The sequence below is a fragment of the Microbacterium sp. K35 genome (genome assembly GCF_004794375.1).
Taxonomy (GTDB): domain Bacteria; phylum Actinomycetota; class Actinomycetes; order Actinomycetales; family Microbacteriaceae; genus Microbacterium; species Microbacterium sufflavum.
Window position 1 is genome coordinate 1 of the sequence record NZ_SSDM01000128.1, and the last position, 12,078, is coordinate 12,078.

The following is a 12,078-nucleotide window of genomic DNA, read 5'->3' on the forward strand; positions in this document are numbered from 1 at the left end:
CCCGGCGGCGCGTCCTGGCCGCGTCGCGCGCCCGGGGCTCGCGCGACAACGCGAACGACAACCGTCCGGTCCTGCGCGAGATCGTGCGCCTGCGGGCCGAGCGCGCCGCACTTCTCGGGCACCCCTCGCACGCGGCATACGTCACAGCCGACGAGACGGCGGGCTCTCCCGAGGCGGTCGAGCGGATGCTGCGCCGGCTGGCTGCTCCGTCGGCCCGCAACGCGCGCGCCGAGCGCGCGGCGCTCCAGGCGCTGGTCGACGAGTCGGAGCCCGCTCCCTTCCCGGTCGAGGCGCACGACTGGGCGTTCTACGCCGAGAAGGTGCGCACCGCCCGCTACGACATCGACACGGCTGCGCTGCGCCCCTGGTTCGAGGCGGAGCGCGTGCTGCAGGACGGCGTGTTCTTCGCGGCGACCCGGCTGTACGGAGTCACCTTCCGCGAGCGCGACGACCTGGTCGCCTACCACCCCGGAGCCCGGGTGTTCGAGGTGCGCAACGCCGACGGTTCCCCGCTCGGCCTCTACGTGCTCGACCTCTACACCCGCGACTCCAAGCGCGGCGGCGCCTGGATGAACGCGATCGTCAGCCAGTCACGACTCCGCGGCAGCGCGCCCGTCGTGGTCAACAACCTCAACGTCCCCCAGCCCGGAGAGGGAGAGCCCACGCTGTTGACGCTCGATGAGGTGACGACGCTGTTCCACGAGTTCGGGCACGCCCTGCACGGTCTGTTCGCGACGGTGACGTACCCCCACTTCGCCGGCACCAACGTGTTCCGCGACGTCGTCGAGTTCCCGAGTCAGGTCAACGAGATGTGGATCCTCTGGCCCGAGGTCCTGGACAACTACGCCCGCCACCACGAGACGGGAGAACCGCTCGACCCCGCGATCGTCGACCGCCTCCGGGCGACCGAGACGTTCGATCAGGGACACGCGACGAGCGAGTATCTGGCCGCCGCCTGGCTCGACCAGGCCTGGCATCGGCTCTCCGTCGACGACGACGTGGACGACGTCGCGGGGTTCGAGGCCGCGGCGCTGGCAGACATCGGGCTCGACGACCCCGCCGTGCCGACGCGGTATTCGTCGACGTACTTCGCGCACGTGTTCTCCGGCGGTTACAGCGCGGGGTACTACTCATACATCTGGAGCGAGGTGCTCGACGCCGACACGGTCGAGTGGTTCCGGGAGAACGGGGGCCTCACCCGCGAGAACGGCGACCGCTTCCGGGAGCGTCTGCTCGGGGTCGGCGGGTCGAAGGACCCCCTGGAGGCGTATCGCGACTTCCGCGGCCGCGACGCCGAGATCGCGCCGCTGCTGAAGCGCCGTGGACTCGACGGCTGACCCGTGGCACCCTGAGCACATGAACGCCTTCTCCGACGCCCCGTTCGGCCCTGCCGACCGGCTCGACCTCGACCCCGTCCCGCTCGCGGTCATCCGCCACGAGGCGCTCCGTCTCGCCGATCTCCGTGACGCCTTCGACTCCGGGTATCGCGCCATCGGCGACGCGTTCGCCGCCGGCACGCTGCTTCCCGCCGGTCCGGCACTGGCGATCTACCACGGCGACCCGATGGGTGTGTTCGATCTCGAGCTCGGGTTCCCCGTGCAGGCCTCGCCGTCCGACCCCCTCGCCACCGGTGACGGCACCGCCATCGTCGCATCCACGCTTCCGTCCGGATCCGCGGTGGCGACCACCGTCCTCGGCTCCTACGACGGTCTCGGGGCCGGATGGGCGGCTCTGGTCGCACGGGCGGCGGAGGCGGACCTCCATCCGCGCGGCGTCTGGATCGAGGTGTACGTCTCCGACCCGGACACGGCGCCGGAGGACCTGCGCACCGACCTCATCATGCCGGTCGGTTGACCGCCCCGCCGGCGTCGGTCGGGGTCAGGCGCTCTTGCGCTTGCGCTCCATCACCACGGTGGGCGGGGCGCCCTCGTCGACCGCGGCGCGCGTGATGATGACCTTCGCGACATCGTCGGCGGACGGGATCTCGAACATGACGGGGCCGAGCACGTCCTCGAGGATCGCGCGGAGCCCGCGGGCACCGGTCTTGCGCTCCACCGCGAGGTCGGCGATCGACCGCAGCGCCTCCTCCTCGAACTCCAGCTGCACGCCGTCGAGCTCGAACATGCGCTGATACTGCTTCACGAGCGCGTTGCGCGGGCCGGTGAGGATGTCGATCAGCGCGGCCTGGTCGAGCGGCGACACGTTGGTCACGACCGGCAGACGCCCGATGAACTCGGGGATGAGGCCGAACTTGTGGAGGTCTTCCGGCAGCACCTCGCTGAACAGGTCGAGGTCCTTGCCCTTGTCGTGCAGCGGGGCGCCGAAGCCGACGCCGTGCTTGCCGACGCGCGCCGACACGATGTCCTCCAGCCCGGCGAAGGCGCCGGCCACGATGAACAGCACGTTCGACGTGTCGATCTGCAGGAACTCCTGGTGCGGGTGCTTGCGGCCGCCCTGCGGCGGAACCGAGGCGACCGTTCCCTCGATGATCTTCAAGAGCGCCTGCTGCACGCCCTCGCCCGACACGTCGCGGGTGATCGAGGGGTTCTCGGCCTTGCGGGCGATCTTGTCGACCTCGTCGATGTAGATGATGCCCTGCTCGGCGCGCTTCACGTCGTAGTCGGCGGCCTGGATGAGCTTGAGGAGGATGTTCTCCACGTCTTCACCCACATAGCCCGCCTCGGTGAGCGCGGTGGCGTCGGCGACGGCGAACGGCACGTTGAGGCGCTTGGCGAGCGTCTGTGCCAGGTAGGTCTTGCCGCAGCCGGTCGGCCCGATGAGCAGGATGTTGCTCTTGGCGATCTCGACCTCTTCGGCCTTCTGCTCCGCCGGCTGCAGGGTGCCGTGCGCACGGACCCTCTTGTAGTGGTTGTAGACGGCGACGGCGAGGGCGCGCTTCGCGGGCTCCTGGCCGACCACGTACTCCTCGAGGAACGAGAAGATCTCCCGCGGCTTGGGCAGTTCGAACTCGGCGACGCCCTCGGCGGACGACTCCGCCATGCGCTCCTCGATGATCTCGTTGCACAGCTCGACGCACTCGTCGCAGATGTACACGCCGGGACCCGCGATGAGCTGCTGCACCTGCTTCTGGCTCTTTCCGCAGAAAGAACACTTGAACAGGTCAGCGCTTTCACCGATGCGGGCCATGCGCGTCCTCCTATGGGGGATCAGAGATCGTCCTTCGAGCCTAACCGCTGCATGCGACACCGGGCCGCATTGGCGCGGACTCGCTTCCGCGCGGCCCCGGCATCGAGAAGGGCCCCGCCCGCGGGATGCGCGACGGGGCCCCTCGTGCGGTCCGAGCTCAGACCATGCTCTTGGTGTGCCAGACGGTCTTCACCTCGGTGAACGCGGCGATCCGCTCGGGCGAGGCGACGACCTCGCCCGGAGCGACCACGCGCTTCAGGGTCTCCGCGGCGGCGATCTGCAGGTCGACCCAGTCGAGCGCTCCCGCGCCGGACAGGTCGAGCGCGTTGACGTCCTGGTGCGCGGCGAGCCAGGGCGCCATCTCCGCGGGCGACCCCGTCAGCACGTTCACGACGCCGCCGGGGAGGTCGCTCGTGGCCAGCACCTCCGCGAGGCTGATCGCCGACAGCGGGTGCTGCTCGCTCGCGATCACGACGACCGTGTTGCCCGCGACCAGCGCGGGCGCCACGACCGAGACCAGCCCGAGCAGCGCCGAGTCCTGCGGCGCGACGATCGCGACCACGCCGGTCGGCTCCGGCACGGAGATGTTGAAGTACGGGCCGGACACGGGGTTCGCGTTGCCCGCCACCTGGGCGTACTTGTCGCACCAGCCCGCGTACCAGACCCACAGGTCGATCGCCTCGTCCACCTGCGCGGTGGCCGCCGAGGACGACACGCCCTCCTGCGCCACGATCTCGTCGATGAACTGCGCGCGGCGCCCCTCCAGCACCTCCGCGACGCGGTACAGCACCTGGCCGCGGTTGTACGCGGTCGCCCCCGACCATCCCTTCACGGCCGCGCGCGCCGCGGTGACCGCGTCGCGGGCGTCCTTGCGCGAGGCCTTGGCGGCGTTCGCGAGGAAGCCGCCCTTGCGCGACACCACCTCGTACGTGCGACCCGACTCGCTGCGGGGGAAGGCCCCGCCGATCGCGAGCTTGTAGGTCTTCGGAACGCTCAGTCGCTTGCTCACGCTGCGGCTCCCTTGAGGTACGCGGTGAGCCCCTGGCGGCCGCCCTCGCGGCCGTATCCGGACTCCTTGTAGCCGCCGAACGGGCTCGACGGGTCGAAACGGTTGAACGTGTTGGCCCACACCACACCGGCGCGCAGCCGGTCGGCGACGGCGAGGATGCGCGAGCCCTTGTCGGACCAGATCCCCGCGGAGAGGCCGTACGGGGTGTTGTTCGCCTTCGCGATCGCCTCGGCGGGCGTCCGGAAGGTCAGCACGGACAGCACGGGCCCGAACACCTCGTCGCGCGCGATGCGGTGCGCGGCCTCGACACCGGTGAAGATCGTCGGCGCGAACCAGAAGCCCTGGTCGGGGATGGCGCAGTCGGCGGTCCAGCGCTCGGCACCCTCCGCCTCGCCGATGTCGCTCAGCTCGCGGATCCGCGCCAGCTGGGCGGCGGAGTTGATCGCGCCGATGTCGGTGTTCTTGTCGAGCGGGTCGCCGAGGCGCAGCGTCGACAGCCGGGCCTTGAGCCGGTCGACGACCTCGTCGTGGATGGACTCCTGCACCAGCAGGCGGCTGCCGGCGCAGCACACGTGGCCCTGGTTGAAGAAGATGCCGTTGACGATGCCCTCGACGGCCTGGTCGATCGGGGCGTCGTCGAACACGATGTTCGCCGCCTTGCCGCCCAGCTCCAGCGTCAGCTTCTTGTTCGTCCCGGCGACCGCGCGAGCGATGTCGCGACCCACGCCGGTGGAACCCGTGAAGGCGACCTTGTCCACGTCGGGGTGGCGCACGAGCGCGGCCCCGGTCTGCCCGGCACCCGTGACGATGTTCACGACGCCCGCGGGAAGGTCGGCCTGCTGCAGGATCTCCGCGAACAGCAGGGCCGTGAGCGGCGTGGTCTCGGCCGGCTTCAGCACGACCGTGTTGCCGGCGGCGAGAGCGGGCGCGAGCTTCCACGCGAGCATGAGCAGCGGGAAGTTCCAGGGGATGACCTGTCCGGCGACGCCGAGCGACCGCGGGTTCGCGCCGAGCCCGGCGTAGTCGAGCTTGTCCGCCCAGCCCGCGTAGTAGAAGAACCAGGAGGCGACGAGGGGAACGTCCACGTCGCGGCTCTCCTTGATGGGCTTGCCGTTGTCGAGGCTCTCGGCGACCGCGAGCTCGCGCGCGCGCTCCTGCACCAGGCGCGCGATGCGGAACAGGTACTTGCCGCGGTCGCGGCCGCTCATCCTCGACCACGTCTTGTCGTAGGCGCGGCGGGCGGCGGCGACCGCACGGTCGATGTCCTCGTCGCTCGCGGACGCGATCTCAGCGATGCGCTTCTCGCTCGACGGGGAGATGGTCGTGAAGGGGGTGCCCGAGCCGTCGACGAACTCGCCGTCGATGAACAGGCCGTAGCTGTCCCGGAGGTTCAGGATCGCGGTGGACTCCGGTGCCGGAGCGTATTCCAGAAATGACATGGTCGTCTTCCCGTCAGTCGATGGTGACGTAGTCGGGGCCCGAGTAGTGGCCGGAGCGGAGCTTCTGTCGCTGCAGGAGCACGTCGTTGAGGAGGCTGGAGGCGCCGAAGCGGAACAGGTGCGGCTGCAGCCACTCCTCCCCCACGGTCTCCGCCACGGTGACGAGGTACTTGACCGCGTCCTTCGAGGAGCGGATGCCACCGGCCGGCTTCACGCCGATCCGCTCGCCCGTGCCGCGGTACCAGTCGCGCACGGTCTCCAGCATGAGCAGCGTGGTGGGCAGCGTGGCCGCGGGCTGCACCTTGCCGGTCGACGTCTTGATGAAGTCGCCGCCCGCCAGGATCCCGAGCCACGACGCGCGCTTGATGTTGTCGTACGTGTTCAGCTCACCGGTCTCCAGGATCACCTTGAGCGAGGCGTAGGAGCCGTCCTCGCGGCGGCAGGCCTCCTTGACCTGGGCGATCTGGTCGAACACCAGGCCGTACCGGCCGGAGAGGAAGGCACCGCGGTCGATCACCATGTCGATCTCGTCGGCGCCCGCCGCGACCGCCTCGGCGGTGTCGGCCAGCTTGATCGCGAGCGACGACCGGCCGCTGGGGAACGCCGTGGCGACCGCGGCGACCGAGATGAGGCCGTCGTCCGGGTCGCCGTGCACGGAGCCCAGCGCCTCGACCGCGCCGCCGACCATGTCGCCGTAGACGCACACCGCGGCCACGCGCGGCGTGGAGGGGTCGGCGGCGTCGGGGGTCTTCGCCTTGGCGACGAGCGAGCGCACCTTGCCGGGGGTGTCGGCACCTTCGAGCGTCGTGAGGTCGATCAGACGGATGATGGTGTCGAGCGCCCAGGCCTTCGAGGTCGTCTTGATCGAGCGGGTGCCGAGACCGGCCGCCCGCTGCTCCAGCCCGACCGCGTCGACGCCCGGGAGTCCGTGCAGGAAGCGGCGCAGCGTGGCGTCGTCCGGCTCTCCGCCGAGGACGTCCACCGCCGCCCTGCGGCTGAGTTCTGTGGTGGTCACTGTTCCTCCAACAATGCTCGTGCTGTGGTCTCGTCGGTGACCAGCACGCTGCACAGGCCGCTGGTCACCACCGTTCGTGCGATGTCGTGCTTCGCGGGTCCCGCGGTCACGAAGACCGCGCGGTCGGCGCCGCGCAGCCGGTCGAGCGAGACGCCCACGGTGCGGGCGTCGAGCTGCGGGTCGACGATGTTCCCCTCCGCGTCGACGTAGCGGCCGAGCACGTCGCCGACGGCTCCGCGGCGTGCGAGCTCCTCCACGTCGTCCGCGCGGAGGTAGCCGTTCTCGACGTGCGCCGACGACGCGTCGCAGGGACCGGCGGTGAACAGGAACGCCTGCGCCTCCGCGGCCTCCTCGAGCACGGCCGCGACGGTGCGGTCGCCCTCGATGGCCCGCTTGGTCTCGACGTGCTCCAAAATCGCGGGACTCGGCAGCAGTGAGACCTGGCCGGACGCGCGCTGCGCGATCGTGACAGCCAGCCCCGCCGCGCCTCCGGAGCGGCGGTTGAGGCTGACCCCGCCGTTGAGCTGCACGACGGTGACGCCGTTGGCCCAGCCGTCGGGGAGCGCCTCGGCGACGGCGCGGAGGGTCTTGCCCCAGCTCACGCCGAGCGTGCGGGGTACCGGACGCATCGCGGTCAGAAAGTCGGCGGCCGCCTGGGCCACCCGCTCGAGCGTGCCGTCGTCGCCCTCCGGAGCAGGCACGACCACCGCGTCCTTGAGCCCGAAGCGCTCGACCAGCTCTCTCTCGAGCCCGAGGCGACGTGCGCGGGGATGCACGATCTCGATGCGCACGATCCCTCTCTCCCGGGCCTGGGTGAGCAGCCGTCCGACCTTCCAGCGGGAGATCTTGAGGAGGCCACCGATCTCGTCCTGCGTCTTGTCCTCGTCGTAGTACAGCTCGGCCACCCGCACCATGAGCAGGTCTTCTTCCACGGCATCCTCCTTCCCTGTCCAGGGTAGGCCCGATTCAGCGTTCGCGCACGCATCTGCTCATATGCGCACCCGACCCCCGTCCCGACGCACATCCGCCGGGCACGCGAAAGGGCGCCCGTCTCTCGACGGACGCCCTCTCGAACAGCGGGGCTTACGCGCGCTTGCGCGACGTGAGCACCTGGTCGACGATGCCGTACTCCAGCGCCTCGTTGGCGGAGAGGATCTTGTCGCGATCGATGTCGCGGTTCACCTGCTCCACGGGCTTGCCGGTGTGACGCGCCATGGTCTCCTCGAGCCACGTGCGCATCCGGAGGATCTCGGCGGCCTGGATCTCGATGTCCGACGCCTGACCGTGACCGGCCTCGCCCATCGCCGGCTGGTGCATGAGCACGCGGGCGTTCGGCAGGGCCAGACGCTTGCCCGGCGCACCCGCGGCGAGCAGCACCGACGCGGCCGACGCCGCCTGGCCCAGCACCACGGTCTGGATCTGCGGCGCGACGTACTGCATCGTGTCGTAGATCGCGGTCATGGCCGTGAACGAGCCACCGGGCGAGTTGATGTACATCGTGATGTCGCGCTCGGAGTCCTGGCTCTCCAGAACGAGCAGCTGCGCCATCACGTCGTCGGCGGACGCGTCGTCGACCTGCACGCCGAGGAAGATCACGCGATCCTCGAACAGCTTGTTGTACGGGTCCTGGCGCTTGAAGCCGTAGGCCGTGCGCTCCTCGAACTGCGGGAGCACGTAGCGGCTGGACGGCAGGTTTCCGGCGGACTGGAACGTGGGTGTGTACATGGTGTCCTCTCGCATCCTCACTCGGCGCCCGTGCCGCCGCCGCCGGTGACATCACTGGCGTGCTCGCGGATGTGGTCGACGAAGCCGTACTCGAGGGCCTCCTCCGCCGTGAACCAGCGGTCGCGGTCTCCGTCGGCGTTGATCTGCTCGACCGGCTTGCCGGTCTGACCCGCCGTGATCTCCGCGAGACGCTTCTTCATCGACAGGATGAGCTGCGCCTGGGTCTGGATGTCGCTCGCCGTGCCGCCGAAGCCGCCGTGCGGCTGGTGCAGCAGCACACGCGCGTTGGGCGTGATGTAGCGCTTGCCCTTGGTGCCGCTGGTCAGCAGCAGCTGACCCATCGAAGCGGCCATGCCGATGCCGACCGTGACGATGTCGTTCGGCACGAACTGCATCGTGTCGTAGATCGCCATGCCTGCGGTGATCGAGCCGCCGGGCGAGTTGATGTAGAGGTAGATGTCCTTCTCGGAGTCTTCGGCGGCGAGAAGGAGGATCTTCGCGCAGATCTCGTTGGCGTTCTCGTCTCGCACCTCCGAGCCGAGCCAGATGATGCGGTCCTTCAGCAACCTGTCGAAGACGCTTGTCGCGACGAGGGGTTCAGCCATGTCAGCTCCTGCTTCCGTGTTTCAGTGATTCGAATCTACCGGCGTCAACGCAGCACTCAGGTCGTGTTCGCCGTCGGCATATCAGGTGTCGCGCTCGGCCATCTCCTGCGCGTACGCGGTCATCGAACGGTGATAGCGCGGCAGGTGCGGAACCAGCGCCAGCAGCGCCACCGAGAGCCCCTGATGCGGGCGTCCGGCACTCGCGAGGATCAGTGCATGCACCACGGCGACCGCGTCGCGGTACGGGCCGTCGGCGGAGGCCTGCTCCTCGGCGCGGATCACCGCCAGCGCCTCGTCGTACTCCCCCAGGTTGCGCAGCGAGCTCGCCAGCTGGATCACGCACTGCGGGCGATGCTCCTCATCGAGCCCGAGAGCCAGCGCCCGGCGATACAGCTCGACCGCCTCGGCCGGGCGCCCTGCGGAGTCCCTGGCGCCCGCCCGCTCGAACTCCGCCCGCGCGTCGTCCGGGCCGCGCTCGGCGGCCAGGGCGTCGATCCGTGCGATCGTCTCGTCGCCGACCTCGTCACCGGTCGCCTCGGCCCACACCTGCTCGACCCGGTCGTCCCATGCGCTCATGCATCCTCCTCGTCGATGCGACAGAAGAGGGCGGATGCCGCAGCATCCGCCCTCTTCACCGTTCGTGCGATCACTCGCCCTTGTCGGCAGCCTTCTTGGCCGGAGCCTTCTTGGCGGCCGGCTTCTTGGCGGCGGGCTTCTCCTCCGCGTCGGCGTCCTTCTTGGCCGGAGCCTTCTTGGCCGGAGCCTTCTTGGCGGGAGCCTTCTTGGCGGCGGGCTTCTCCTCCGCGGGCTCCTCTTCGGCGGCCTCGTCCTGAGCGGCCTCGTCGTCGGTCACCACGAAGTCGGACAGATCGACGGGCTTGCCGTTGGTGTCGACGACCTTGACCTTGCCCAGCGCGATCGCGAGCGCCTTGTTGCGGGCGACCTCACCGACGAGGGCGGGCAGCTGGTTGGACGACTGCAGCGCCTCGACGAACTCCTGCGGAGCCATGCCGTACTGCGCGGCGGACTGGATGAGGTACTGCGAGAGCTCCTCCTGCGAGACCTGCACGTCGGCCTGCTCGGCGATCGTGTCGAGCAGCACCTGCGTGCGGAACTGCTTCTCGCTCGCCTCGGTGACCTCGGCGCGGTGCACGTCGTCTTCCAGGCGACCCTCGCCCTCGAGGTGGTTGTGCACCTCGTCCTCGATGAGCTGCGGCGGAACCGGGATGTCGATCTGCTCGAGCAGCGTCTCGACGAGCTTGTCGCGGGCGGCGGAACCCTGCGTGAACACGCCCTGCTGCGCGACGCGCTCGGCCAGGCTCGCGCGGAGCTCGGCGATCGTGTCGAACTCGCTGGCGATCTGCGCGAACTCGTCGTCGGCCTCGGGCAGCTCGCGCTCCTTGACGGCCTTGACGGTGACGGAGACCTCCGCCTCCTTGCCGGCGTGGTCTCCGCCGACCAGGGCGGAGCGGAACGTGGTCTCCTCGCCTGCGGTGAGCGACTCCACCGCGTCGTCGATGCCCTCCAGCAGCTCACCGGAGCCGATCTCGTACGAGACGCCCTCGGCGCGGTCGATCTCGGCGCCGTCGATCGTCGCGACCAGGTCGAGCTCGACGAAGTCGCCCTTCGCGGCCGGACGGTCCACGGGGATCAGCGTGCCGAAGCGCGCGCGCATGTTGTCGAGCTCGGCGTCGAGCGCGGCCTCGTCGGCCTCGACGGCGTCGACGGTCAGCGTGACACCCGCGTAGTCGGGGAGGTCGATCTCGGGACGGACATCGACCTCGATGTCGACGAGCAGGTCGCCCGAGAAGTCCTTCTCGTTCGGCCACTGCGTGATCTCGGCGGCCGGGCGGCCGACGATGCGCAGCTTGTGCTCGGTCGTCGCCTCGCGGAAGAACTTGTCGAGGCCCTCGTTGACGGCGTGCTCGATGACCGCGCCGCGGCCGATGCGCTGGTCGATGATCGGCGCGGGGACCTTGCCCTTGCGGAAGCCGGGGATCTGCACGTCCTGGGCGATGTGCTCGTAGGCGTGAGCGATGCTGGGCTTGAGGTCTTCCGGGGTGACCGTGATGCTGAGCTTGACCCGGGTCGGGGTCAGCTTCTCGACGGTGCTGTTCGCCATGCTGGTGTGTTCTCCTTGTGGTTTCCGCGCGGACGCGGCTGAAAAGTCGAGGATCTGAGTCGGGGCGACAGGAGTTGAACCTGCGACCTCCCGCTCCCAAAGCGGGCGCTCTACCAAGCTGAGCTACGCCCCGGGGAATCCGCACGCAGATTCAGCCCCACCGAGTCTAACGGACCGGAGCATGCCCGACCGTCCGCTATGATCGTGGGAGTCCGGACTCCGGTTCCGGGGGTGTAGCTCAATGGTAGAGTCTCAGTCTTCCAAACTGATTGCGCGGGTTCGATTCCCGTCACCCCCTCTCCCACGGCAGAGCGTCAGCGCTCAGAGCCGTTTCCGCATCTGCTGCGTCACGACCGCGTAACCCGCCGCGTCGTACATGCGGATCGCCGCCGCGTTGCCGCCGAACACGTTGAGCTCCAGCGCCTCGGCACCGGCATCGCGCGCCGCGCTCTCCACCGCGGCGAGCAACGCCCTGCCCAGGCCCTCTCCTCGGCGATCCCGCACGACCTCGATGTCATAGAGGAACGCGACGCCGGGCGCCCCTCGCGGGTGGTCGAGCCCCACCCAGGCGCGACCGATCGGACGTCCGTCCTCGTCGAGCCCTCGCAGCACGAGCATGCGCGACGTCGCTGGTCCCTTCGGAAGCATCCGCGCATTCTCCGCCCGCGCGCGATCGACGGCGCCATCCCGCTCCCACCGGCCGGCAGCGACCTGCTCCGCCGCATACTCGCGGGCGATCGCCCCCATCCATTCCTCGAACTCGTCGGTCGTCATCCGTCGGACGCTCACCTGTGCCATCGACTCATCCTGTCACCGGCCGGTCGCGGGACGCAGCGCCGGTCCAATACGCTGACAGCAGATCTCCGCAGCCCGACCGGAAGGCATCAGCGAATGGGCACGTCGTGACGGACCCCGGCGCCCCGAGCGCCGCACCCGCCGGCCCCCCGGGAGGAGCGGGCCATCGGCTTCCGCCGCGGTTCGCGAGCGCGCCCTCCGCTCCCCTGCTCGCCCCGCTC

12 protein-coding genes and 2 tRNA genes are annotated in these 12,078 nt (G+C 69.9%); 3 read left to right on the plus strand and 11 right to left on the minus strand.

Translation table 11 applies throughout. The annotated features are described in order from the left end of the window. Nucleotides 1-1,337: M3 family metallopeptidase (locus DW299_RS03840; RefSeq protein WP_136035767.1), on the plus strand; the 1,337-nt coding region annotated here is incomplete at its 5' end. A gap of 19 nt (nt 1,338-1,356) precedes the next feature. Continuing rightward, entirely contained in the window at nt 1,357-1,854 is a 498-nt protein-coding gene (locus DW299_RS03845) for a GyrI-like domain-containing protein (RefSeq protein WP_136035768.1), read from the plus strand. 24 nt (nt 1,855-1,878) lie between these two features. Here DW299_RS03845 and clpX read toward each other — a convergent pair whose 3' ends face one another. The 10 genes from clpX to DW299_RS03895 form a co-directional block, all read right to left on the minus strand. Next, entirely contained in the window at nt 1,879-3,147 is a 1,269-nt protein-coding gene (gene clpX / locus DW299_RS03850; RefSeq protein WP_136030889.1) for an ATP-dependent Clp protease ATP-binding subunit ClpX, read from the minus strand. 157 nt (nt 3,148-3,304) lie between these two features. After that, complete coding sequence (locus tag DW299_RS03855) at nt 3,305-4,156, minus strand: aldehyde dehydrogenase family protein (RefSeq protein WP_136030887.1); 852 nt, start codon at nt 4,154-4,156, stop codon at nt 3,305-3,307. After that, on the minus strand, nt 4,153-5,595 hold the full coding sequence (locus DW299_RS03860; protein ID WP_136035770.1) for an aldehyde dehydrogenase family protein: 1,443 nt from the start codon (nt 5,593-5,595) through the stop codon (nt 4,153-4,155). The genes DW299_RS03855 and DW299_RS03860 overlap by 4 nt, the downstream gene beginning before the upstream one ends. Before the next feature lie 13 nt (nt 5,596-5,608). Then, entirely contained in the window at nt 5,609-6,577 is a 969-nt protein-coding gene (gene deoC / locus DW299_RS03865) for a deoxyribose-phosphate aldolase (RefSeq protein WP_372490611.1), read from the minus strand. Nucleotides 6,578-6,606: 29 nt separating this feature from the next. Next, nucleotides 6,607-7,542, minus strand: coding sequence for a sugar-binding transcriptional regulator (locus DW299_RS03870; protein ID WP_136030884.1), 936 nt, complete (start codon nt 7,540-7,542; stop codon nt 6,607-6,609). Nucleotides 7,543-7,693: 151 nt separating this feature from the next. Further along, nucleotides 7,694-8,335, minus strand: a complete 642-nt coding sequence (locus tag DW299_RS03875) for an ATP-dependent Clp protease proteolytic subunit (protein ID WP_025105017.1) — start codon at nt 8,333-8,335, stop codon at nt 7,694-7,696. A 17-nt stretch (nt 8,336-8,352) separates the two neighbouring features. Beyond that, entirely contained in the window at nt 8,353-8,940 is a 588-nt protein-coding gene (locus tag DW299_RS03880; protein WP_136030882.1) for an ATP-dependent Clp protease proteolytic subunit, read from the minus strand. An 81-nt stretch (nt 8,941-9,021) separates the two neighbouring features. Beyond that, entirely contained in the window at nt 9,022-9,516 is a 495-nt protein-coding gene (locus tag DW299_RS03885) for a tetratricopeptide repeat protein (RefSeq protein ID WP_136035774.1), read from the minus strand. Between the two features lie 70 nt (nt 9,517-9,586). Then, nucleotides 9,587-11,062, minus strand: a complete 1,476-nt coding sequence (gene tig, locus DW299_RS03890) for a trigger factor (protein ID WP_136035776.1) — start codon at nt 11,060-11,062, stop codon at nt 9,587-9,589. A 59-nt stretch (nt 11,063-11,121) separates the two neighbouring features. Continuing rightward, a tRNA-Pro gene (locus DW299_RS03895) sits at nt 11,122-11,195 on the minus strand. Nucleotides 11,196-11,289: 94 nt separating this feature from the next. On the opposite strand from DW299_RS03895, the gene DW299_RS03900 reads away from it, so the two are divergent. Next, nucleotides 11,290-11,360: transfer RNA gene (locus DW299_RS03900), tRNA-Gly, on the plus strand. Nucleotides 11,361-11,383: 23 nt separating this feature from the next. On the opposite strand, the gene DW299_RS03905 is transcribed toward DW299_RS03900, so the two are convergent. Next, a complete protein-coding gene (locus tag DW299_RS03905) occupies nt 11,384-11,860 on the minus strand; it encodes a GNAT family N-acetyltransferase (protein ID WP_136030876.1) in 477 nt (158 codons plus the stop codon). Nucleotides 11,861-12,078: the final 218 nt, after the last annotated feature.

Excerpts from the sequence above, each read along its gene's own strand:
- DW299_RS03845 (WP_136035768.1), top strand. The coding sequence starts at position 1,357 with ATGAACGCCTTCTCCGACGCCCCGTTCGGCCCTGCCGACCGGCTCGAC.
- clpX (WP_136030889.1), bottom strand. The coding sequence starts at position 3,147 with ATGGCCCGCATCGGTGAAAGCGCTGACCTGTTCAAGTGTTCTTTCTGC.
- DW299_RS03860 (WP_136035770.1), bottom strand. The coding sequence starts at position 5,595 with ATGTCATTTCTGGAATACGCTCCGGCACCGGAGTCCACCGCGATCCTG.
- DW299_RS03875 (WP_025105017.1), bottom strand. The coding sequence starts at position 8,335 with ATGTACACACCCACGTTCCAGTCCGCCGGAAACCTGCCGTCCAGCCGC.
- DW299_RS03880 (WP_136030882.1), bottom strand. The coding sequence starts at position 8,940 with ATGGCTGAACCCCTCGTCGCGACAAGCGTCTTCGACAGGTTGCTGAAG.
- DW299_RS03885 (WP_136035774.1), bottom strand. The coding sequence starts at position 9,516 with ATGAGCGCATGGGACGACCGGGTCGAGCAGGTGTGGGCCGAGGCGACC.
- tig (WP_136035776.1), bottom strand. The coding sequence starts at position 11,062 with ATGGCGAACAGCACCGTCGAGAAGCTGACCCCGACCCGGGTCAAGCTC.
- DW299_RS03905 (WP_136030876.1), bottom strand. The coding sequence starts at position 11,860 with ATGGCACAGGTGAGCGTCCGACGGATGACGACCGACGAGTTCGAGGAA.